This window comes from Geobacillus proteiniphilus, from assembly GCF_001908025.1.
GTDB lineage: Bacteria > Bacillota > Bacilli > Bacillales > Anoxybacillaceae > Geobacillus > Geobacillus proteiniphilus.
Genome location: NZ_MQMG01000030.1, coordinates 1 through 21395 on the forward strand (window position 1 = coordinate 1; position 21395 = coordinate 21395).

General features: G+C 49.7%; 23 protein-coding genes and 2 pseudogenes. 3 read left to right on the forward strand and 22 right to left on the reverse strand.

The window, feature by feature from the left end; genetic code table 11:
• The 9 genes and pseudogenes from istA to BRO54_RS11140 all read right to left on the reverse strand — a co-directional run.
• A partial coding sequence (istA, locus tag BRO54_RS11100) for an IS21 family transposase (RefSeq protein WP_074043987.1) occupies positions 1-1345 on the reverse strand: 1345 nt, incomplete at its 3' end.
• 141 nt (positions 1346-1486) lie between these two features.
• Positions 1487-1765, reverse strand: a pseudogene (locus BRO54_RS11105) (phospho-sugar mutase); the annotation flags it as partial.
• A gap of 26 nt (positions 1766-1791) precedes the next feature.
• Positions 1792-1911, reverse strand: a pseudogene (locus BRO54_RS20530) (mannose-6-phosphate isomerase); the annotation flags it as partial.
• Between the two features lie 17 nt (positions 1912-1928).
• A complete protein-coding gene (locus BRO54_RS20200; RefSeq protein ID WP_193408810.1) occupies positions 1929-2384 on the reverse strand; it encodes a hypothetical protein in 456 nt (151 codons plus the stop codon).
• A gap of 518 nt (positions 2385-2902) precedes the next feature.
• On the reverse strand, positions 2903-4570 hold the full coding sequence (locus BRO54_RS11120) for an IS1634 family transposase (protein WP_074043960.1): 1668 nt from the start codon (positions 4568-4570) through the stop codon (positions 2903-2905).
• Between the two features lie 123 nt (positions 4571-4693).
• The gene (locus BRO54_RS11125) at positions 4694-4966 is read right to left on the reverse strand and encodes a hypothetical protein (protein ID WP_074043961.1); all 273 of its coding nucleotides are present in this window, start codon (positions 4964-4966) and stop codon (positions 4694-4696) included.
• A 58-nt stretch (positions 4967-5024) separates the two neighbouring features.
• Positions 5025-6413 (reverse strand): sugar phosphate nucleotidyltransferase, encoded by a 1389-nt coding sequence (locus tag BRO54_RS11130; RefSeq protein WP_074043962.1) that lies wholly within the window; start codon positions 6411-6413, stop codon positions 5025-5027.
• A 58-nt stretch (positions 6414-6471) separates the two neighbouring features.
• On the reverse strand, positions 6472-7797 hold the full coding sequence (locus tag BRO54_RS11135) for a UDP-glucose dehydrogenase family protein (RefSeq protein ID WP_074043963.1): 1326 nt from the start codon (positions 7795-7797) through the stop codon (positions 6472-6474).
• Between the two features lie 50 nt (positions 7798-7847).
• Entirely contained in the window at positions 7848-8999 is a 1152-nt protein-coding gene (locus BRO54_RS11140; RefSeq protein ID WP_074043964.1) for a glycosyltransferase family 4 protein, read from the reverse strand.
• A gap of 138 nt (positions 9000-9137) precedes the next feature.
• Here BRO54_RS11140 and BRO54_RS11145 point away from each other — a divergent pair, with 138 nt between their 5' ends.
• On the forward strand, positions 9138-10016 hold the full coding sequence (locus BRO54_RS11145; protein WP_011232378.1) for an IS982-like element ISGsp1 family transposase: 879 nt from the start codon (positions 9138-9140) through the stop codon (positions 10014-10016).
• A gap of 59 nt (positions 10017-10075) precedes the next feature.
• Here the strand turns inward: BRO54_RS11145 and BRO54_RS11150 are convergent, their stop codons facing one another.
• Positions 10076-10840: a tyrosine-protein phosphatase gene (locus BRO54_RS11150; protein WP_074043965.1), complete on the reverse strand. Its 765-nt coding sequence runs from the start codon at positions 10838-10840 to the stop codon at positions 10076-10078.
• 233 nt (positions 10841-11073) lie between these two features.
• On the opposite strand from BRO54_RS11150, the gene tagU reads away from it, so the two are divergent.
• The gene (gene tagU, locus BRO54_RS11155; protein ID WP_074043966.1) at positions 11074-12015 is read left to right on the forward strand and encodes a polyisoprenyl-teichoic acid--peptidoglycan teichoic acid transferase TagU; all 942 of its coding nucleotides are present in this window, start codon (positions 11074-11076) and stop codon (positions 12013-12015) included.
• Between the two features lie 31 nt (positions 12016-12046).
• Here tagU and BRO54_RS11160 read toward each other — a convergent pair whose 3' ends face one another.
• From BRO54_RS11160 to spoIIID, 10 genes are all read right to left on the reverse strand, one after another.
• On the reverse strand, positions 12047-12832 hold the full coding sequence (locus BRO54_RS11160; RefSeq protein ID WP_074043967.1) for an SGNH/GDSL hydrolase family protein: 786 nt from the start codon (positions 12830-12832) through the stop codon (positions 12047-12049).
• Positions 12833-12891: 59 nt separating this feature from the next.
• A complete protein-coding gene (locus tag BRO54_RS11165) occupies positions 12892-13590 on the reverse strand; it encodes a CpsD/CapB family tyrosine-protein kinase (protein WP_074043968.1) in 699 nt (232 codons plus the stop codon).
• On the reverse strand, positions 13580-14323 hold the full coding sequence (locus BRO54_RS11170; protein ID WP_074043969.1) for a YveK family protein: 744 nt from the start codon (positions 14321-14323) through the stop codon (positions 13580-13582). Before BRO54_RS11170 ends, BRO54_RS11165 begins: the two co-directional genes overlap by 11 nt.
• 252 nt (positions 14324-14575) lie before the next feature.
• Positions 14576-14947 (reverse strand): hypothetical protein, encoded by a 372-nt coding sequence (locus tag BRO54_RS11175; RefSeq protein ID WP_074043970.1) that lies wholly within the window; start codon positions 14945-14947, stop codon positions 14576-14578.
• Between the two features lie 141 nt (positions 14948-15088).
• The gene (gene fabZ / locus BRO54_RS11180; protein WP_013146585.1) at positions 15089-15526 is read right to left on the reverse strand and encodes a 3-hydroxyacyl-ACP dehydratase FabZ; all 438 of its coding nucleotides are present in this window, start codon (positions 15524-15526) and stop codon (positions 15089-15091) included.
• Between the two features lie 33 nt (positions 15527-15559).
• Complete coding sequence (locus BRO54_RS11185; RefSeq protein ID WP_074043971.1) at positions 15560-15901, reverse strand: DNA-directed RNA polymerase subunit beta; 342 nt, start codon at positions 15899-15901, stop codon at positions 15560-15562.
• A gap of 11 nt (positions 15902-15912) precedes the next feature.
• A complete protein-coding gene (locus tag BRO54_RS11190; RefSeq protein ID WP_074043972.1) occupies positions 15913-16734 on the reverse strand; it encodes a flagellar hook-basal body protein in 822 nt (273 codons plus the stop codon).
• Positions 16735-16755: 21 nt separating this feature from the next.
• On the reverse strand, positions 16756-17586 hold the full coding sequence (locus BRO54_RS11195) for a flagellar hook-basal body protein (RefSeq protein WP_013524794.1): 831 nt from the start codon (positions 17584-17586) through the stop codon (positions 16756-16758).
• A gap of 340 nt (positions 17587-17926) precedes the next feature.
• Complete coding sequence (gene mreB, locus BRO54_RS11200) at positions 17927-18928, reverse strand: rod shape-determining protein (protein ID WP_011232800.1); 1002 nt, start codon at positions 18926-18928, stop codon at positions 17927-17929.
• Positions 18929-19034: 106 nt separating this feature from the next.
• A complete protein-coding gene (gene spoIIID / locus BRO54_RS11205) occupies positions 19035-19298 on the reverse strand; it encodes a sporulation transcriptional regulator SpoIIID (RefSeq protein ID WP_011232801.1) in 264 nt (87 codons plus the stop codon).
• A 310-nt stretch (positions 19299-19608) separates the two neighbouring features.
• On the opposite strand from spoIIID, the gene BRO54_RS11210 reads away from it, so the two are divergent.
• Complete coding sequence (locus BRO54_RS11210; RefSeq protein WP_074043973.1) at positions 19609-20118, forward strand: BsuPI-related putative proteinase inhibitor; 510 nt, start codon at positions 19609-19611, stop codon at positions 20116-20118.
• A gap of 152 nt (positions 20119-20270) precedes the next feature.
• On the opposite strand, the gene BRO54_RS11215 is transcribed toward BRO54_RS11210, so the two are convergent.
• Positions 20271-20804 carry a chromate transporter gene (locus BRO54_RS11215; protein WP_074043974.1) on the reverse strand — a complete coding sequence of 178 codons (534 nt, stop codon included), beginning with the start codon at positions 20802-20804 and terminating at the stop codon, positions 20271-20273.
• A complete protein-coding gene (locus tag BRO54_RS11220; protein ID WP_011232804.1) occupies positions 20801-21382 on the reverse strand; it encodes a chromate transporter in 582 nt (193 codons plus the stop codon). The genes BRO54_RS11215 and BRO54_RS11220 overlap by 4 nt, the downstream gene beginning before the upstream one ends.
• Between the last annotated feature and the right edge of the window lie 13 nt (positions 21383-21395).

Genomic DNA, 21395 nt, shown 5'->3' on the forward strand with positions numbered 1-21395 from the left:
CCAAATCCCACCGTTGATACTTGTCAAGCCACTGGGCGATCTCATAGACGGTGTACCGGTCCAGCAGCTTCTGCACCCCTCGAATGCGTGATGCCGTCTGTTTCGGTTGTTCCATGAAGTATTTCCTAATGGCCTCCGGCAAGTAAACTCGAAACCGCGAATACTCCACCACCCGAGGCTTTTGCGCCCATTCCGCCAAAATGTCCTTCCAAGGGAGCTCCCGTTGCTTTTTCGTGTACGGCCTTGGCGCTTCCAGGTACACCTCCCCTTCCTGGGACAAAACCATGAAACGATCCCATTCCTTTTTGACAAGGACACGGTTGGGAACCGGGATCCCATGAACCACAAACGCCTCCCCATCCACCGTTACTTCCCCGTATTTATTGACATTGGCGTGGTGGAAGGAGAAGATCGGGAGATCTCTCTCCGGCAGGACAAGCAACTCCTTTTGTTCTTCCTGCCATAATTCCTCAATGGTTCTCCCTTTTTCATAGTGGGGGCGGGCTCGATCTTCGATCATCTTGCGATGCAGCCACTCCGCCAGTTCTTCATCCCCCTCGATCAACGGAGCAGGGACAAAGCAGTGTTGACGAGTATAGTAAACTTTCCGTTCGACATTCCCTTTTTCGTGTCCGCTATACGGATTGCACGCCTGTACGTCAAACCGGTAATGAAGCCGGAATCGCTCAAATGCTTCAGTATATTGACGTTCGCCTCCTTTTCGGATCGAAACCACCGCCGCCGCCAAATTGTCGATGCGCAGTTTTCTCGGGACGCCTCCGGCTTGGCGAAACAGCTGAGTGAGCCCGTAAAGAAAACATTCGCTGTTTTCCGCCGGCAATGGATACGCATACGCGGCGTTGCTGTACGGAAAGCTCAAAATCAGAATTGATCGGTCTTCCTCTTTTCCCTCCTTCGTCACAACGGACATGGTGCCGAAATCCACCTGCGCTTCCCCCGGAGGGTGTTCCAGCCTCTCGTAACGCTGTTCCTTCTCCAGCTTAAGCTGAGGTCTTCGTTTTTGAACGTAGGCGCAAACGGTTCGATAAGACCCCTTAAATCCATGTTCGTGCTTTAACTGCTCATACATCTTCTTGCTCGTCCGCCGTTGCTTTCTTGGCAGTTTAGCGTCTTCCTCCAGCCAATCATCGATGATTTGACCGTATCCTTCTTCCTCCATCATTCCCCGTTTTCTCTTTATTTTTTGTCTGACCGAAATGTCTCCATCCGCATATTTCTTGACTGTTCTCCAGTTAAATCCCGTCCTACGGACAATTTCGGAAAGCGATAACCCTTTCTTTTCACGCAAATGTTTGATATGATGAATTTCAGGCATTGCTAGCATCCTTTCATTACCTCCACTGTTTTGTTCTTCACAACCTTAAACAGTAGAGGGTATTTTAGGAGCTGGCAAGCCTTTTTTTATGCCATGAAGCTCTGCACTTTTTTGTTGCAGAACTCTGTACTTTCATTTTGCACTAAACAAATCATAGGCAATCACAACACCGCGCGCTTTCGCTTCTTCGCCTTGCTCGACAATGTAACGAGCGAGTCCTTCCGACGCTTTGCGAATGGTATAGATATTCATTCGATTCGTACCAGGACCGATTTCCCCGCGCATGCCTCCTGTGCTGAATTCTAAGTTTTTGTAAAAGCTATCTTCAAGCAATTTTTCATTCGTTTGCATAGCAAGTAATTGTTGTTTTAATTCTGCATCTAACTCTGGATAGGAAAGCCATTTTTCTACTGTTGCTTTATATGCCATCTTTCTGTCCTCCCCTTTGTTGTTTACGGATGTGCTGAAATGGCGTAACACTCCCCCGTTCGCGCGGAAGGAATGTCATACCCGTACAAATCCCGCAATTTCGTTTCGCCTCAGATACGTTCTTGGAAGAAAGGGCATAAGAAAATTAGTTATTTCATTATGGTTAAACCCTGTCATTTTTATTTCTTAAAACTTGCAAAATTTGTTTTGACACCATATCCGCTTGATTAGAAAAAAAGGTGTTATGAAATGGATATTGACTTCGCATTTTCTTCATAAACGCTTCGTCAATGACAAAGTGGTGTAATTCGTTCCATGTAATTGTCTTGCATAAATGATTTTCTTTTAAATACAAAATCGTATTTTGATCTTCTTTCATCGTTTGCCGATCTAAAATCAATAATGGTTTACGAGCACATACTGCTTCGCTCACGATTCCCCAACCTGGCTTTGAAATGACTAAATCCGCTGCGGCAATATAATGTTGCGATTCGATGTAATCTTTTGGAATGGAAAAAACGTTTGGCCTTTGCACTTGAACGTTGGATGAAACGATAAATGTACAATTAGGACTATCCCAAATCGGCAGGCGTTCTAATTGCTTGATATCAATTTTCATCCCCAGTCCAAAGAACACAACGAACTGATCGCCAATTGGGTTTACAAGTTTCCTTATCCTATGAACTTCATTTTCATCTACGTTTCTTGCAAAAAAGCCAAACTACTTCGTTCCTTGTATCCCCCAATCCGGCTCTTGGCTTCCGGCTAAAGAAAAGAAATAAGTCATTTTTTCATAGGCTTTTTTTAAAGGTTCAAGCAAACGGATCAGCAATTAATCCTTCATATGCCGTATACCAAGTAAAGTTGGATATACCAAGTGAAGGGATTCCTAGCATATACGCTGCTTCAAACGGAAAAGCGGAAATATCAGAAATGACGAAATCTACCTTATTTGTCTGTAAAAAATTTCGTTCTTGTTCAATGAGGAAGTTCCACTTTTTCAGATACTTTTTATATTCGACCTTTAATTTTTCAATATCTGGCTCCCGAGTTCGACAGTCACTAGGCAAACAAAATGCCTCTCGCCCCTTGATGCAAAAGGGACGAGAGACATTTGGGCACACTTTGGGCGTGTATCTAGGCGCGAGGATGGATGCCTAGGATCTTCGGAGGAGGCTCCAGCCCTAGAGCCGCAAAGAGTTGCGCTTGTTTGGCCGTCAGTTCGGTTCGTTGATAAAGGTCTCCGTTTTTGGAAGAAAAATGTCCAAGCATAAGACGCTCACATTCGTCTCTTACGTTTGGCCATGATTCATGAGTTCGGATCTCCACGATCCGAACGAACAAGAGAGCAAGCCAACTGAGCAGCACATGCGCCCGAATGCGGTCTTCCAAGCGATGATACATAGGTCGCAATTCCAATGTAGACTTCAATGTTCGGAAGGCCTGCTCAATATCCACCAGCTGCTTATACCCGATGGCGACATCTTCGGCAGACAAGGTGTCGTCAGATGTCCGGATGAGATATTTGCCGTCGTACTTTTCCGCGTCACGAACCGCCTGCTTGTCGATGCGAAGGGTTCCGTCCTTCAACTGGCGCAAGTATTTTCCGTAGGACGGATGGGAACGCAACCGGCAGGTCGCCTTATGATGGGCTTCGTTTGGGAGTTGACGAAGCCCTTCCAACTCTTCTTTCAGCGATTCGAGCAGCGTTTCCCGCTCCTTGCGTTGGCGTTCGGCTTCGCTGGGATTGTACACGAGAACATAGCGCTGACGCGCTTCTCCGTCGCCGACGATGATTTCTTTGATGTGCAAATTCTCGTCCACTTCATGATAACGTCCGCGACGGCTTAAGGCCTCTTCGACGGCGGCTTTGCCGGATCGCATTTTTTCGCCGACAATGTAGTGTCCTCCGGCCTGTTGCAAGATTCGCAAATTCTCTTCAGAGGAAAAGCCGCGGTCCATGACGCTGATCACACGTCCAAGCTTCCAGCCAATCAAGTCTTGTTTCACCTGTTTGATGACCGTCATGTCCATGGTATTGCCAGGCCATACCCAAGCGCGAATCGGGATTCCTTCCCGGGTGACAGCCAGCCCAATGACGATTTGAACCAAGTCTGGGCGTTTGTCTTTCGAGAATCCTTGTTTTCGAAGCGATTCTCCTTCCGGTGTTTCAGAGGGATCCACTTCGAAGTACGACGAAGTCGTATCGAAGTAAATCAAGTCGACTTCCAAATTCAATAAATCGGCCACGGCATGGAACACTTGGCGCTCCAATTCCGGCTGTACGGCCAGCAGCTCATCCATCGCCCGGTATAACTGGTGGCTGGCGACTTGAGGAAGGTGAGGGATATACACGTCTTTCTCCACCCACTCCTCCATCGCCAACTTGCTTGACGGATGAAGGGCGCGATTGGCCACCATGGCAAAAATCAGCCGTTCCAGCGAAATCTGGTGATGTCGGGAGGCAAACAAGGAGTGGAGAATCTCTCCCAACCCCAGTTGTCTCCAGAGCTGATCCAAGAGCCAAACGCCGCCGAGGTGTTTGCATGACTGGAATTGAAAGTCATCGGAAGCTTCTCCTGTCAACTTTTCGACTTCCCAAGCCTGCTCAGGAGAAAGGAATCGCGAAATGCTTTTGGCCAGACGTTCCAGGACGGCGCGATCCACCTCGTCTTCGCGCCCGAACGAATAAATCACCTTCGCTTTCGCATATTTGGCCTTTGGATCCCATTCATTGTGAGCAAGCTGGAGATAAGCAACGGTTGTTCCATCCTTGTTTTTGCGTGTGACTCGTCGTATGTACATGCCTATATTATAACGTATAAACTTTATTTTTAAAAGAAAAAATTAATAAATCGTGTGCCTATGAAATTCAGCGTTTTTTCCTAGGATCCGCATCACGAAACCCTTGATATAACAGCATTTTGGTCATTTCCATTTGCCTAAAATGACCTCAAAACTGTCGAACTCGGGTGGCTCAATCGAGTCTTTTCGCAACACATAACCAATATCCGTTTCCAGCGTGCGAAACACAATTCGATTCTCACCCTGTAAAGACTCTCGCAAAAACTGAAGGGCAAAAGAGTGACAAATAATAATCCTTACTTCTTCCTCCATCTTCAACAACTGGCGAATAAGCGCAACACTTCTTGCCGCATGCCCAAAACCGTAATCAGAAATGTAATACGCAATTGTCTTCATTTTGTCTAAGCCTTTCTATTGAAATAAAAAAAGAAGCGGGGAACCATCCCCCGCCAATTTAAGAAATGACTTTGGCTTTTGATTTTTGGAAATGACGAATCACATCATCCCAATCAAAGTAAAGCCGGACAAAATCTTCATCACTAATACCAGAACCTGTTTGCACTTCAATAAACTCTAATTCCGTAATCGCCCGAATACCATGTTTTCGACCTGCCGGAAGATGAATGATGTCCCCTGCTTTTACACGGGTAATCGAGTCATCTAACGCCAACTCCCCTTCACCGCGAACAATGGTCCATACTTCATCTCGTAAATGATGGTAGTGGTAGCTTGAGTTTTTTCCTTGATGAATACAAATGCGCTTTGTTACCATTTCTTGTCCGTCTTCATATTTGGCATAGTCAAGAACGCGTGACCAGCCCCAAATCCGTTCTTCGTACATCGGCGGCTGATGAAAATCGTTAATTAAATCTTTAATTTTTGGACTGGAAGCTTTATCGGCAACCAAGATCCCGTCCGGACTTGCTGCGACGACAAGATCTTTGGTACCAATTACCGTCACAGGAATGTCTAATTCATTCACTAAATGAGTATTAACCGTATCTTCCGCTAATACACCTTTTCCAATTTGGTTCGTCGCCATTTCCTCTGTCAGCGTATTCCACGTACCAAGGTCTTTCCAATACCCATCATAAGGAAGAACCACAATATGACTCGCCTTTTCTACGACTTCATAGTCAAAACTAATTTTCGGCAACGTGCTATATTGATTCACCAGCTCATCAAAATAAAGAGGAATGCCTTTTTCCACAAGAAGATTCACTAAATACTTCAACTTAAAGGCAAATACCCCACAATTCCAGAAGGCGTTCATGGCGATTAACGCTTCCGCCTTTTCTTCATTCGGCTTCTCCGTAAAATGATTAACGATAAAGTACTCCGCACCATCCACCTTCTCTTTTGGAACGATGTATCCGTATTTCGAAGACGGATACGTTGGTTTCACACCGATTAAGGCTAACTCCGCATTCGAATGCTCGAGAACCTGCTCTAACTCTTTGACTCGTTGAAAAAACGAGTCTTCCACATACGGATCCACCGGCAAGACAACAACCGTTTCCTCTTCTGGCCTATTCTCGACCGTATATAAATACGAAGCCGCCAGCGCAATCGCCGGAAACGTATCGCGACGCTCCGGCTCAATAATGAGCGGTACCTCTGTCCCTAATTGGCGATAAATCATATCGCGCTGCATTTTCGATGTCGCAATCACCGCAGAATCGGCAAGCCCGACCGCTTCCAACTGCCCCCACACGCGCTGCACCATCGACTGTTTCTCGCCATTTTTTCCTTCTAATACTTTCAAAAATTGTTTCGAACGCGTATCATTCGACAAAGGCCAGAGGCGTTTGCCAGATCCGCCGGATAAAAGGACTAATTTCATGATGACCCCTCCCTACAAAAAAATCAGATCTTAAACGATCTGATCTTTGCATTCATTGTTAGACTGTTTGGAACTGATAATTATAAATTGGTTTGCGGCCGATTGAATGATATTCGATAGGATATTTTTGCACTTCATTTAAGCTATAACAATTCCGGCCATCAAAAATGATCGGTTGTTTCATCTTCTGAACATATATATTTAAATCCAATTCTTTAATTTGTGCCCATTCAGTGAGAATAAATGCCATATCGGCATTTTCTAACGCAGCCTCAATGGATTCTGTGTATACTACCTCTTGCGGCAAAACCTTCTTCGCATTTTCAATCGCAACCGGATCGTAAGCAACAATCTCCGCTCCTTCAGCAATTAGTTCTTTGGAAATAACAATCGAAGCCGCTTCACGCATATCATCGGTATTCGGTTTAAAGGATAAGCCTAATAAAGCGATTTTCTTACCAGCTAGACTTCCAAAACGTTCTTTTGCTTTATCGATTAATATGCGTTGCTGCTTACTATTCACCTTTATCACTGCTTTTAACAATTCAAAATCATGATCAATGTTCGCCGCGATTTTTGCCAAAGCTTTCGTATCTTTTGGAAAACAAGATCCTCCATAGCCGATCCCAGCTCTTAAAAACATTGAACCGATGCGCTTATCCATTCCCATGCCTAACGCAACACTTTCCACATCGGCTCCTACTTTTTCACATATATTCGCAATTTCATTAATAAAACTAATCTTCGTTGCCAAAAAAGCATTTGAAGCATATTTAATCATTTCTGCACTTCGGATATCTGTTTTAAAAATCGGGATACCAAAAGGCTTGTTAATTTCTTCAATCACCTTTGCCGCTTCTTCGCTATCGGCACCAATGACAATCCGGTCGCCATGGAACGTATCATAAACAGAAGAACCTTCCCGCAAAAACTCTGGATTGGACACCACTTCCACATGGATATGCTTAGGCACTAAAGAATCTAACAACTCTTTAATATAATGGTTCGTTCCAACCGGTACCGTACTTTTTGTCACAACAATAGCATCCTTAGTAATATTCGCCGCAATATCCCGAACTGCTTGCTCAACATACATTAAATTAGCGGACCCATCCTCTTTCTCAGGCGTACCAACGGCAATATAAATGACATCCACATCTTTAAACCCTTCTTGATGGCTTGTTGTAAAAAACAAACGCCCGGCTTGAATATTTTCCTTCATCAACTCTTCAAGCCCGGGCTCATAAATCGGTGAAATGCCTTTACGCATTTTTTCTACCTTTGTTTCATCGATATCAATACATGTAACATGATGACCAATATGAGATAAAGCAACGCCAGTGACTAATCCCACATACCCAGTACCTACTACGGATATCTTCATTGTAATCGTATCTCCTTTTGATAACTTTACAAATCTAGTAGATAACTAGATTATTTTATACGTTCTTGATGAATTTTTTCTAAAAGCTTTTCAGCAATAACATCCCAAATAAAGTTTTCTCTAATATTTTTTTTTCCATTATTAGAAAATTGAGCTCTTAAAGATTCGTTTCCTAAAAGTAAAGAAATTTTATTTACCCATAAATCCTCATCAAAAGTTTCTATTATAAAACCATTTATTTCATTATCAATTATTGTTACTGCTCCTCCATTGACAGAAGAAACAACCGGTACACCAAAATACATACTCTCGAGCAACACCATTCCAAACGGGTCATATTTAGTTGGTAACAAGAAAACATCTGCCTTTTCATAAATATATTTTAGGTGTTCTTGGCTAACTTTCTTTATATGATTAATGTCATGTTCTATCCCTAATTGTTTAGCATACATAAAATAAGCTTCCACATCATCTTGTTTACCATCTCCGACCACCAACAAAATTACATCCTCATTTAATTTTCGTAGTTTATAGAAAACATTAAATAAAAACTTAATATTCCTCCGCTCTTCTAATTTACCCACATATAATAAGACTTTTTTATCCCTAATATTATCAAGCTTTTCTTTGATCTCATTTGACACATCAACTAATTCGCCTGATTCAAACCTACTGGTGTCTAGCCCTACGCCTAAAGTTTGTACCTTTTTAAAACCTTTATTTCTTAAATATTCCTCTGCTAATTTTGATTTTGCAAAGGCATACTTTATATTTTTCGCTATAGTTTTTAGAAAAAACGTATCATAAACTTTTTGGACTAACTTTTTAGAGTTATCTTTATATGGTCCATGGTATAAAATAAGCTTATCCTTACACAATATAGATAATAAATAAGTCATTATTTGGTTATATTCTGTGGTAATAATATAATCATATTTATCTAAAAAGCTCTTTTTTAGTACTTTTAAATATATTCCGTTACTGAGAAATTTCAAAGCAGGCATCCAAATAATACTTAACCTATTCTTCCTATATGTGTATATTGTCTGTTCATGTGATTTACTTTCATCCGTATAATAGACAATATCACAATCATATCCTTTTTTGACTAATGCCTTACCGAATCCTATCTCCTGTAAATTATAAGTATTAATATCTACTTTGCTCGCAAAATTTCGGATATAGAGTATTTTTCTAGTCATCTTTATACACCCTATTAAACTTAATTAAAATTAACCCGTGGTGCTAGATAAAACTCAGACAAGCATAAAAATAGCCCTTGCTGGCGGATCTCCAGTAGAATGAAAGTGTCACCCAACATTCGAAAGGAGAGATCCCCCATGCAAGAGCACTTTCATTTTACTACAGATCCAGCCAAACTTCAAAAACAATATGCCGCTATTTTCTGTTTTGTTTCTGCCCAACTGTCGTTGATTCAAATGTATCTTCATCGCCGCAACCGTCACTTGGTCAAGCAAGAAGACGAAGTGGTCATGGCGGTTCACCTTTTGGGGAAGCTGCTGGGCTTTTCTTCCGAACGAGCCTGGCATCGTTTTGTCACGGGAAATTTGTTCACAAACGGCTCGTTTCTTGAACGCTCCCGATACAACCGCCGCTGCCGAGCGCTTGGTTTCGCCATCAAATGGATCCGTCATGAGCTGGCGAAACGTGGCCAACACCATGCTTATGCGGTCGTCGACAGCTTGCCTCTTCCGTTGTGCCATCCCGTGAGAATGCAGCGCGTCAAGCGATTTCGAGGGATCGCAGATATGGGGTATTGTGCTTCCAAAAAGCAATGGTACTACGGTTTCAAGCTGCATCTTCAAGTGACCAATCAAGGGCTGGCCATGGGCTATGTCGTGACGGAAGCGTCCTGCCACGACGTCAAAGCCGCTGAAACGGTGATGACTCAAATCCCTCATCCCTACAACTTTGGGGACAAAGGGTACATCAGCCACGCTCTTCGAGAAAAGCTGTACGAAGAACACCAAGCCGCGTTCTGGACACCGTCTCGACACAATCAAAAGCACGGCCCATCCAAGGCATGGGAAGAATGGATCAGGAAAAAACGCAAAGTCATCGAGACGGTGTTTTCGATTCTCGTAGACCAATACCGGATCACCGACATTCGAGCGAATTCCATTGCCGGGTTTGAAGTGGCACTCGATGGCATCTTGTTGGCTTATTCCTTGGTCACACTAGGGCTGGTTGAGCGCTGACGCTCAACTAGCACCACGGGTTATTTCTAAATTATTTTATATCATACTGCCAACTATTTCTAAAAGAGGCCAAGGAACTTTTTCTTTTTCACCCGCTGTGGTTCGTCGCGGAACACGGCTTGGCCGCGAACGAGCAGCTCGGCGTTCTCTTGGAAGTAGTACACCATGTCTGTCCCGTATTCTTTCCGGATCACCTCGTACGCCTCGCGGAGGCGAAACGGCCGCGTTTTCGTGTTGTGGGCGTCCGAGGCGATGAAATGGGCCAAGTTCGCTTCGATCAGCTGAAACGAGAACGTTTTGATTTTCTTGCCGAAATGGCCCGTAATGCTCGATGTCGTCAGCTGGGACAAGGCGCCGCGTTTGACGAGCTGGTAAAGCCGCTCGGGGGTTTCGATGATCTCGGCGTTTCGCTCCGGATGGGCGATGATCGGGATAAACCCTTTCACTTGGGCATCAAAGAGGAGTTGCTCCGCATACTTCGGCACATGATCGGGCGGAAATTCGATCAACATGTATGATGTATCGGCAAGCGTCATCACCTCGCCTCGGGCAAGGCCGTCAAGCAAGTCGCCGTGGATGCGCACTTCTTGGCCTGGAAGCACGTTCAAGGCGATGCCGCGCCGTTTCAATTCGTCATTTAGTTCCGCCGCCAAGGAAAGGACGGCTGGTCTTGGGTTGTCATGCGTTCCATTTTGATGATGGGGAGTGGCGATGATCGTTGTAATCCCCTCCTTGGCTGCGGCTTGCGCCATGGCGATGGCGTTCTCCATCGCCGCCGCTCCGTCGTCAACGCCAGGCAAAATATGGCTATGAATGTCGATCATCGTCCACTCCTCCTTTTTTCGCTCTACTAAACACCTATTATGGTAACATAGGAAAAACAGGCTATCAATGGGTGAGGTTTGTCGAACATTGTCGAAATGGAAGGCAAATTCCACTGATTAGGGGGCAAGCTGGAACGCCCACCAATGCGGCTGTCAGTTGTCTTCTTTTCGAAAACGGTCTATAATCGAAATGGTATGCACGAAAATTTCTGAATGGAAAAGGAAGAGTGCCCATGAGAGCAGAACGTCGAAAAAAGAAGAAAACATGGCTCCGCTGGGTGACGGGATTGCTCGTCGTGTTATTCGCTGGAGCAGGAATATTCGCCTATTCCATTTATCATCATGTGAAACAGACGGCGAACCAAATGCACGAGAACGTCAACTGGAAGTCGGAGAAGCGGAAAGAAAACGTTTCGTTTGAACGGAAGACGCCGATTTCCATTTTGTTGATCGGCGTTGATGAACGCAAAGGGGATCGCGGGCGCGCGGATACGCTGATTGTGATGACGGTGAATCCGAACAAGCAGTCGATTGACATGGTGAGCGTGCCGCGCGACACGAGGACCGAGATCGTCGGAAAAGGGACGAAAGATAAAATCAACCACTCGTACGCCTTTGGCGGAGTGGAGATGACGATGGCGACGGTGGAACACTTTTTAGATATTCCCATTGACTACTACATTAAGGTCAACATGGAAAGCTTCCGCGACATCGTCGATGCGGTCGGCGGAGTGACGGTGAACAACCCGTTCGCTTTTACGTATGAAGGAACGCACTTCCCGAAAGGCGAGATTACGTTAAACGGGGACGAAGCGCTGAAATACTCCCGCATGCGGAAAGAGGACCCGCGCGGCGATTTCGGGCGCCAGGACCGGCAAAAGCAGATCATTCAAGCGATTATTGAGAAAGGCGCCAGCTTCTCGTCGCTCACGAATTACAGCGATGTGCTCGCAGCGATCGGGAAAAACGTGAAAACGAACTTGACGTTTGAGGAAATGAAAGAGATTCAAGCGAATTACAAAGACGCCCGCAAGCAAATTAAGCAGCTGCATATTACGGGACAAGGGACGAAAATCAACGGCATTTATTACTTGATCGTGCCAGAGAGCGAACGGCTGGCGATTTCGAATGAGTTGAAAGAGCATCTGGAGCTGAAAGCGACAGCGGCGAAGTAAATGAGACGCGCACCTTAAGAGGTGCGCGTTTTCATTGGGCGATGAAGCGCTTGGCGAGCGCATCGGCCCAAAGCGCGGCTCCTTCCTCGGTCGGCAAGTCGGTTTGCGGGTCGATGTAGCGGTTCAGCTCTTCGCTTTGATCGTCAGGCCAGGCGGGCCAATGGTTGAGGTAAGGATAGCCGTTCTCTTTGGCAAATGCTTCGAGCTGTTGGACTTGGCGCGGGTAGTAGGTCGCGTTGTAAATCGGGTTCGGCGGCTGCAAGATCATGACCGCATTCGGGGCCGCGGATTTGAGCTGGCCGATGATCGATTTGATATGGGCAAGGGTGTCGTCGATCGTCACGACGCCGTTGTCGTTTAACAAAAACGGTTCAAGCAGGACAAGATCCGGCTTGTCCTTGGCCCAGTCGGCGGCGATGCGCTGTCGGTCGGCGTCGGCGGTGGTCAAGCCGTCGTATTCGTGGACGGTGATATGGAACACGCCTTTCCCGTATGCGTCATCGAGCGCTTGTTTCAACAGCTCAGGCCAGCCGCCGTTCTCTGGCGTCGATTCGGAGCCGGCGATGACGAGGCGGATCGGACGGTGTTCCTCCACAGCCCGCTTGATGGCAGCTTGCGCGGCCGCTGGCAGCTGCTTGGCGCGGGCGAGGATCGCTTCCGTTTGGCTCGTCTCCTTTTCCTGCTTGGCGGATGTTTCGACTTTCGCCCGCGCCGCTTGCACCGTGGCATCGATTTTTCGCTCCCAGTACAAGTGACCGGTGATCAGAAAGGCAAGGCAAGCGGCGGTGACCAAAAGGATGAGGACGAAGTTTCTCAACGGTTCTCCCCCCTTTTCTCTATCAGAACGGCTTCCCGCGGTCGGGAAGCCGTTTGTTGTTACTTGTATTGATAGTAGTAATAGTACCCGCCGTCGCGGTGCTTCCGCTTGTTCAAGACAACGCCGAGCAGTTTGGCGTTGGCCGCTTCGAGCAGTTCTTTCGCCTTGACCGCCGCTTCGATTTCGGTGCCGCCGCTTTCGATGACCAGCACCGTGCCGTCGCATTGGTTGGCTAAAATTTGTGCGTCCGTCACGGCGAGGACGGGCGGGGTATCGAAGATGACAAGATCAAACGTCTCATACAACTGTTCGAGGCATTGCGCCATCGCTTTTGAGCTGAGGAGCTCGGCCGGGTTCGGCGGAATCGGTCCGGACGTTAAGATTGATAAGTGGTCGATTTCGGTCGCTTGGCACGTCGGCAAAAGCGGCGCCGAGCCCGTCAAGACGTTGGTCAATCCCTTGTAGTTGTTTAAGCGGAACGTGTAATGGACGGTCGGCTTGCGCAAGTCGGCATCAATGAGCAATGTCTTTTTCCCTTGTTGAGCGAAGACGACAGCCAAGTTCGCCGCGGTGGTCGATTTTCCTTCGCCAGGGCCGGTTGACGTGACAATTAGGGAGCGGAGCGGCGCATCAATGAATGAAAATTGGATATTCGTTCGGATCGTTCGGTATTGCTCCGCGATGGGCGATTTTGGGTTGTCGGCGGCGATCAGCCTCCGCTCCGCTTTGCGGATCGATGTTGCTGGTTTACGAGCCAATGGTTTCACCTCTTGTTTGTGGAATGGCGGATTCGCGTCTCGCTTTTTGGCCGCCTTCAGCCGTGATCAAACTGACCGCGCCGAGCACCGGCAGGCCGAGATGCTTTTCGACGTCTTCTTCCGTTTTGATCGTGTTGTCCAAATATTCAAGCAGAAAAGCAAGTCCCACACCCGTCATAAGGCCGACGACAAAGGCGATGGCCATGTTGAGAAGCGGCTTCGGCTTGACCGGGGCTTGATGCTCTTTCACTTCCGCTTTCGAGAGAATGGTGACGTTGTCGATGTTCATGATTTTGACGATTTCGTTTTTGAACACTTCGGCCGTTTTGTTGGCGATCTTGGCCGCCATGGCTGGATCCGGGTCTTGGACGGTGACAGAGAATACTTGCGAGTCTTTTTCGCTTGAGACTTGAATTTGTTCGTTCAGTTCGTCAAGCGTTCGGTCGAGGTGGAGCTCGTCTTTCACTTTTTCTAAAATCGTCGGGCTTTTGATGATGACGCTGTACGTGTTAATGAGCTGCACGTTCGTTTGGATTTCATTGAAGTTGTAGAGCTGCTGCTCGGATTTCGCCTGGTTGACGAGAATTTGCGTCGACGCCTCGTAAATCGGCGTCAAGACAAAATAGCTGACCACACCGCTCACGACGGTGGCAAGCGCGGTGATCAAGACAATGAGCCAAAGCCGTTTGCGCAACGTTTCGAACAGTTCGCGCAGGCTGATTGTTTCTTCCATCCGTGTTCCCCCTCTCTTGTTTGCCTCCGTCTTGCTTGACGTTCGCTGAATGTACGCCCCTTCTGATGTAGAATGGGTGGGCTGTGCGGGTGTTTTCCCCGCAAGGACATCGCGGTGTTCGACCTCTGTCCCGATCTTTCGAACATGAATCGACATTCCCATTATAGCGAATAGAAAGGGACATAGCTAGCCGAAATGAGTACTAATTTTGGCCAAATGAAAAGGCCGCCCGACAGGCAGCCTTTGTTTGCGCTATTCGTCTTTATTGTCTTTGTCATTCGCATCCCGCGGATCTTCAATCGGGTCTTCGCGGTCCGGCACTCTGTCACGTTCGTCGTCGCCCGGTCCGTTGTTCGTATCGTCTCCCGGCGGGAGTTGATTGTTTTGGTTGTCGTTCAAATCGGTATCGCGGTTGTCCGGGATGCCGTCATTGTCTTTGTCGTTGTCGACGTTATCGTTTTGGTTGATGTCATCAGCCGGGTTCATGTCTTGATCGTTGACATCGTTTTGGTTGTTGTTCGGCGGCGGCGGATTGTTGTTGTCGCGGTTCATATTGCATCCAGCCGCTAAAAAGAGGGCGACAAGGGCGCTGAACAGCCGGATCAGCAACGCTTTTTTCTTCATCCTATCTGCTCCTTTCTATTGGTTGTGGTGACCTTATGTAAGGCCGGTCCTTGTTTATCTTTCCCAGAAAGAAACTTTTCATTCGCACGCTATATAGCGCAGCCGACAAAAAAACGCGCTCCCCGAAGGAACGCGTTTTGTTCAGTCAGCTCGTTTGTCGCCAAGAGCGAACATCAACTCCGTTTCGCAGACAAGCTCGCCGTCGACGGTGGCGATGCCTTTGCCTTTGCCGATGGCGCCGCGGGCGCGGAGAATTTCGACTTCCAAGCGGAGCTGGTCGCCCGGCTTGACTTGCTTTTTAAAACGGCAGTTGTCAATGCCGGCGAAAAAGGCGAGGCGGCCCCGGTTTTCCTCGCTCTGCAGGAGGACGACGGCGCCGACTTGGGCGAGCGCTTCGACGATCAACACGCCAGGCATGACCGGGTATTCAGGGAAGTGGCCGGCGAAAAATGATTCGTTGGCGCTCACGTTTTTGATGCCGACGGCGCGCTTGCCTTCTTCGATTTCAACGATGCGGTCAACAAGCAAAAACGGATAGCGGTGCGGGATGATGGACTGGATTTGCTGGATGTCAAGCATGGGCAAACTCCTTTCTCTCCTTTGGCGGCTTAATCAGCCGCGGTCCGTTCCTTTCTCGACGATATCGATGATGTGCTTCCACGTGGACGGGCGGAATACATCGAGCGGCTTCCCATCGCCAATGGCGCTGTAGCCGACGACCGCGCCGGCGGCGAGGCTTGCGGCCATCAAGGCGGCAACGATGATCAGCCGAAGCCAGATCGGGATGAGCCGGGTGCGGACGAACCGGCGCGGCGCGGCCGCCTCCCCTTCCGACGGAAGGGCTTTGGCTTCCGGTTCGGCGGGAGCCGGCGGGCTCTTTCTTACTCGGCCTTTCCGCCTCGCCATCCGGGAAGACGGCGAGCGCATAGGTTCTTGATGCCTCTCGTCACTCATCGCGATCCTCCTTATGAGGAGCGCATGCCGTTAATCAGCCCAAGCATTTGTTCGGAGATGGAAATGGCGCGGGCGTTCAGCTGATACGCTCGGCTTGTCGCCATCAGGCCGACCATTTCCTCGCCAAGGTCGACGTTCGACTGTTCCAAGGCGCCTTGCTTGACGCTGATTTGGCCGCGCAAGTTGCCGTTCAGTTCTTCGGCCGCGCCTGGGACGTTGGGAAGCGCATAGACATTGCCGCCGCGGGCTTCCAGAAGCTGCGGACGGCGGATCATGGTGACGCCCAAATTGACGCGGGCGACGACGCGGCCGTCGGCATTGGTTGCCGTCAACGTCCCAGTCGGGGACATCTGCACGTCATGCGCATCGGCGGGAAGCACAATCGGCGCGTTCCTTTCATCAAGCACAAACAGGCCGTCGCTTGTCGTCAAAGCAAGCTCGCCGTTCATGGGCGCAAGCGAAAAGTTGCCGGCGCGGGTGTAGCCGATCGTTTCCGCACCGTTTTGATCGGCCAGACGGACGCGGAACCATTGGTTTTCGGCCGTCAAGGCAAAATCCAAGCGGCGGCCGGTTTCCACCAGCGCGCCTTGCTTGGTGATGAGCATCGTCGAAGCGAGACGCGCCCCGTTGCCATAGCGCACGCCCTCTGGCGTTTGCCGGGGCGCTTCGTCGTTCGGCAGGCGGTCGATTTGTTGGGTCAAGAGCTCGGCAAAGCTCGCTTCGCGCCGTTTAAAGCCGACGGTGTTGCTGTTGGCGATGTTATGGCTGATCGTATCGAGCCGCTGTTGCAAGGCATTCATCGTGTTGGCGGCGGTGAGCATCGAACGAAGCACGGGCTTGTCCCCCTTTTGTCATCATTTCAGGCGGCCGACTTCGTTGACGGCCTTGTCCAAGCTGCGGTCGTACGCTTGGACGATTTTTTGGTTCGCTTCAAACGTGCGGTAGGCGGCGAGCAAATCGGTCATCGTCCGCTCAATGTCGACGTTCGACCGCTCGAGAAAACGCTGTTTCACCGTATACGTCACATTGCCGGGCGCCTGCGGCAACGGCCCTGTCGTGCTGCGGAATAAGCCGTTTCCTTCCTTGACCAACGTTTGCGGATTGGCGGCGAATGCAACGCCGAGACGGGTGGCCGTCCCATTCTCATCGATGATCGTTCCGTCATCGCGGACCGAGAACCGCTCGCTTGAGAGCGGAATGCGCTCGCCATTAGCATCAAGCACATACCAGCCCTCTTGCGTCGTCAAGTAGCCGTCCGGGCTCAAGGTGAAATGACCGTTTCTTGTGTAGCGGACCTCCCCTTGACCGTTGGCGACGGCAAAAAACAGCGCGCCTCGCTGGCCGCTCGCCCGGTCGACGGGGACTTGTCCGTCCACAAGGGCGATATCGGTCGCCAAGCCGGTTTCTTTCACATCCCCTTGGCGGAAGTTCGGGATGAGTTCTTGCATATATACGCCCGTAACGAGCGGCCCAATGACGGTTTGCGTCGGGATGGCGCGCCTTGAGGCGGTCGGGATCGGTTGATCCTCGAGGCGGCTCATCAACAGTTCCGGAAACGCTCTCATCGCGGCCGCATCGGCTTTGTATCCCGGCGTTTCGGCGTTCGCCAAATTGTTCGTCAACCAATCCACGCGCCGCTCTTGCGCCAACATGCCGCTCGCGGCGGTGTACAACCCTCTCAACATGACCAGCACCTCGCTTGTCCGATCGATCAGAAAAAGCCGCGGCCGCTCTTTGGGCAGCGGCGGATGGGGTGTTCCCTATGGTCAAGCGGGCGGCGCGTTGCCCTGCCGCTCCGCTCCTTTCCATTCCATCTTTCATTATAAGCGGGCAAGGGCAGCCGCGGCATCCCCCGCCATTCCTTTTTTGCCCGCCTCGCTTGTCCCGGCGGCGGTTGTATCCATTTTGATCACGCCATGAGAAAAACGTCCTTCCAAAGCGGTCTGCGCCTGAATGACGCAAAAGGTTGACTCTATAAGGTTGATCCAGATGAACCATCTCTTGGCCAAAGGGCATGACGGCTTTTTAAATCAATTGCGATTTTGGCGCCCGATCGATGTTTTCCAACATAATCCCGGTGCCAAGAGCGACGCAGTCCATCGGATTCTCCGCGACGAACACCGGAAGCTTCAGCTCTTCTGACAGCAATAAATCGATGCCATGAAGCAATGCGCCGCCGCCCGTTAAAATGACGCCGCGGTCGATAATATCCGCCGACAATTCCGGCGGGGTGCGCTCGAGCACGCTTTTGGCGGCTTGTACAATCAATGACACCGGCTCGCGAAGCGCTCGTTCGATCTCCTCCGATCGAACGGTGATCGTGCGCGGCAGTCCGGTGACGAGATCGCGGCCGCGGACGTCGATTTCTTCGGACCGTGCGCCTGGGAATACCGTTGCGACCTTAATCTTGATTTCCTCGGCCGTTCGCTCCCCAATGAGCAGCTTATATTCGCGCTTGATGTAGTTTAAAATCTCCATATCAAACTTGTCCCCGGCCATTTTAATGGAAGAGGCGGTGACGATGTCTCCCATCGAGAGAACCGCGACGTCAGTCGTGCCACCGCCAATATCAACGACCATGTTTCCGCACGGCTGAAAAATGTCCATTCCGGCGCCAATGGCTGCGACTTTCGGCTCTTCCTCCAAGTACACTTTTTTGCCGCCGCTTTTTTCCGCTGCCTCTTTGATCGCTTTCCGTTCCACGGATGTTGTGTTCGTCGGGCAACAAATCAAAATGCGCGGTTTGGCGAAAAAGCCTTTTAGGTCGAGCTTGCTTAAGAAATGCTTCAGCATCGCTTCGGTAATGTCAAAATCCGCGATGACGCCGTCTTTGAGCGGCCGAATGGCAACAATATTCCCAGGAGTACGTCCGACCATTCGTCGTGCTTCTTCGCCGACTGCCAGCACTTTGTTCGTGTGTTTATCGATCGCCACGACGGACGGCTCATTGAGCACGATGCCTTTGCCTTTGACGAAAATGAGGACGTTCGCCGTGCCTAGGTCAATGCCGATGTCTCGTGAAAACATATGACTTGCTCCTCCTTGCCTCTGCCCTAAAATCATTCCTAATTGTTTATTCTACCATATTTGCCTCCCGGAATGATACTGCAAACGGCAGATGGCAAGGAAAAAGTCAGTTGTTTTTCACCGTCTGCTTTTTATACTTTTTCTTCGTTGCTTCCCCGCCGCGCAAATGGCGGATCGATTTATGGTAATCGAGAATTTGTTTGACTTCTTGGGCCAGTTCCGGGTTGATTTCCGGCAGCCGCTCGGTCAAGTCTTTATGCACGGTGCTTTTGGATACGCCAAATTCTTTCGCAATGACGCGAACGGTTTTCCTTGTCTCCACGATATACTTGCCAATCTTGATCGTACGCTCTTTGATGTAATCGTGCACACCACTCGCCCTCCCTAAGTTGGATGTGAGAAGTGAGAAGTGTGAAATGAGACTCGTCTTGCCAATGATGGGCGCCGCTTTCGTTGGATGTCTTAGAAGCGTCTTCATCGCGTCGCTTGCCGGTTGTGAACGATCCCCACCTCAACCACTCTCATTGCTGTTCAATTTGTAACATTTTATTAGACAAATCGGGCATATATACCAGAAATATCAAGGCGGACAACGGTTTTTTCACAATTTTTTTGCGGTTTGTAACGAGAGCGAAATGGGAAACGACTATATTATAAAGAGGTAAAAAGGAGGCACCGACATGGGCAAAGGAAAAGTGATCGGCATCGCCGCGGCGTTAGCAGGGGTAGCGGCAGCGAGCGCACTGCTCGTGCATGTCAATGCCGACGAACGGCCGCAAGCGAAAGACGATTTGCTTGCCCCAGCGCCATCAGGCAAGCCGGCGACCGCGGGCGGAAAAGGCATCATCGCCGGGACGCTTGAGCCATCGCTGACATATGAAAAACAAAACGGGGCGTACGTGTTTACCTTCACGGTGAAAAACCAAACCGAACGCGTGCAAACGGTGACGTTTACGAGCTCGAAAAAGTATGACTACGTTTTATACCGCGATGGACAAAAGGTGAAGCAGTTCAGCGAAGGGAAGATGTTTGCGCAAATTTATGAGGAACGGCCGTTAAAACAGGGGGAAGAGCTGTCATTTCAGGAAACGTTCCGCGACCTAGAGCCGGGGACGTATACGCTTGAGTGGTGGCTCGCTGATCCAAACTGGCCGAACGCGCGGGCGAAGGCGACATTTACGGTCGAGTGAAGGCGCTGCCGGTTTGCCTGAGCGCTTTTTGCGGCCTTTTCCAACAGGAATTTCTGCATCGATGTTCTTTTTTGCCCGCACTGCCACAAAAAGAGGGATGCTCACCCATGGATGAAGCATCCCGTTGTAGCGCCGAAAGGATTTTCCCTGCATTAAGACAAAAAGAAAGCCCCGTACACAAGCGACAAGGCGATGACATACGCCGGGTGCAGGCGCCATTTGCCAAACATCAAAAAGGCGCTGGCGGCGGCAAGAAACACCGTTTGGCCGAGCCCGGTCCCTTCGTACGACTCGCGAAAAAAGTCGATGGCCATGAGCGCAAGCATCACGGCGATCGCTGGGCGGATGTAGGCGGTGAGCCGCTTCACTTGCGGCGCGTCTTTCCATTTGTACAAGAGCCCAAGCAGCGCCAACAGCAAAACGAGCGACGGAGCGACGCTGGCAAACACTCCGATGGCAGCGCCAAGGACGCCGGCTTGTTCGTATCCGATATAACCTGCCATTTTCGTCGCAATGGGGCCGGGAAGAGAGTTGCCAAGCGCCAGCACCTCGCTGAATTCGTTGACCGTCATCCAGCCGTAGCGGTCAACGACCTCGTGCTCGATGAGTGGGATGGAAGCCGGGCCGCCGCCGTAGCCGAGAATGCCGGGCCAAAAAAAGGCGAGAAACAGCTGCCAATAGATCATGACGACGCCCTCCTTTCTCCGCCTTTGTCTCTATCCACCGCCTTCGGCTTGCTTCGGCCGACAAACGCGGCCGCAAGCAACACTGCGACCACAAGCGCCGGATGAAGGCCGAGCCACTGCAAGGCCAAAAAGCAGGCAAGAAGGAGCAGGGCGGCCGGCCGCCAGCCGAGGGCGGCGCGCGCCTGTTTGGCGAACTGCCACGTCATCTCGGCGAGCATGACGGCCACGACCGGCACGACCGCTTTGGTCATCCCAGCGACCCATGGTGTGTCTTTAAACGAGGATAAGGCGGCCAACAGCACGATCATCAACACGACCGTCGGGGCCGTCGTCGCCAACACGGCGTTCACTAAGCCGAGCGCGCCGCCGACACGGTAGCCGATATAGCCGGCAAGCTTCGTGGCGATCGGGCCGGGCAAAGCATTGGCGATGGCCAGAATTTCAGCGAATTCTTCATCCGCCATCCAGCGGTATTTCGCCACCACTTCAGCACGCACAAGCGGGATCGAAGACGGGCCGCCCCCATATCCAAGCATGCCGACGCGGAAAAAAGCGAGAAACAAATGCCATTGGTTCATCGAAGTCATCCCT

Coding starts and splice junctions, on each gene's coding strand:
- BRO54_RS11135 (WP_074043963.1), bottom strand. CDS start 7,797: ATGAAGATATCCGTAGTAGGTACTGGGTATGTGGGATTAGTCACTGGC.
- BRO54_RS11120 (WP_074043960.1), bottom strand. CDS start 4,570: ATGTACATACGACGAGTCACACGCAAAAACAAGGATGGAACAACCGTT.
- BRO54_RS11145 (WP_011232378.1), top strand. CDS start 9,138: ATGCAAGAGCACTTTCATTTTACTACAGATCCAGCCAAACTTCAAAAA.
- mreB (WP_011232800.1), bottom strand. CDS start 18,928: ATGTTTTCACGAGACATCGGCATTGACCTAGGCACGGCGAACGTCCTC.
- BRO54_RS11130 (WP_074043962.1), bottom strand. CDS start 6,413: ATGAAATTAGTCCTTTTATCCGGCGGATCTGGCAAACGCCTCTGGCCT.
- tagU (WP_074043966.1), top strand. CDS start 11,074: ATGAGAGCAGAACGTCGAAAAAAGAAGAAAACATGGCTCCGCTGGGTG.
- BRO54_RS11215 (WP_074043974.1), bottom strand. CDS start 20,804: ATGATCTATTGGCAGCTGTTTCTCGCCTTTTTTTGGCCCGGCATTCTC.
- BRO54_RS11185 (WP_074043971.1), bottom strand. CDS start 15,901: ATGAGTGACGAGAGGCATCAAGAACCTATGCGCTCGCCGTCTTCCCGG.
- BRO54_RS11125 (WP_074043961.1), bottom strand. CDS start 4,966: ATGAAGACAATTGCGTATTACATTTCTGATTACGGTTTTGGGCATGCG.
- fabZ (WP_013146585.1), bottom strand. CDS start 15,526: ATGCTTGACATCCAGCAAATCCAGTCCATCATCCCGCACCGCTATCCG.
- BRO54_RS11170 (WP_074043969.1), bottom strand. CDS start 14,323: ATGGAAGAAACAATCAGCCTGCGCGAACTGTTCGAAACGTTGCGCAAA.
- BRO54_RS11210 (WP_074043973.1), top strand. CDS start 19,609: ATGGGCAAAGGAAAAGTGATCGGCATCGCCGCGGCGTTAGCAGGGGTA.
- BRO54_RS11175 (WP_074043970.1), bottom strand. CDS start 14,947: ATGAAGAAAAAAGCGTTGCTGATCCGGCTGTTCAGCGCCCTTGTCGCC.
- BRO54_RS20200 (WP_193408810.1), bottom strand. CDS start 2,384: ATGAAAATTGATATCAAGCAATTAGAACGCCTGCCGATTTGGGATAGT.
- BRO54_RS11220 (WP_011232804.1), bottom strand. CDS start 21,382: ATGAACCAATGGCATTTGTTTCTCGCTTTTTTCCGCGTCGGCATGCTT.
- BRO54_RS11150 (WP_074043965.1), bottom strand. CDS start 10,840: ATGATCGACATTCATAGCCATATTTTGCCTGGCGTTGACGACGGAGCG.
- BRO54_RS11195 (WP_013524794.1), bottom strand. CDS start 17,586: ATGTTGAGAGGGTTGTACACCGCCGCGAGCGGCATGTTGGCGCAAGAG.
- BRO54_RS11140 (WP_074043964.1), bottom strand. CDS start 8,999: ATGACTAGAAAAATACTCTATATCCGAAATTTTGCGAGCAAAGTAGAT.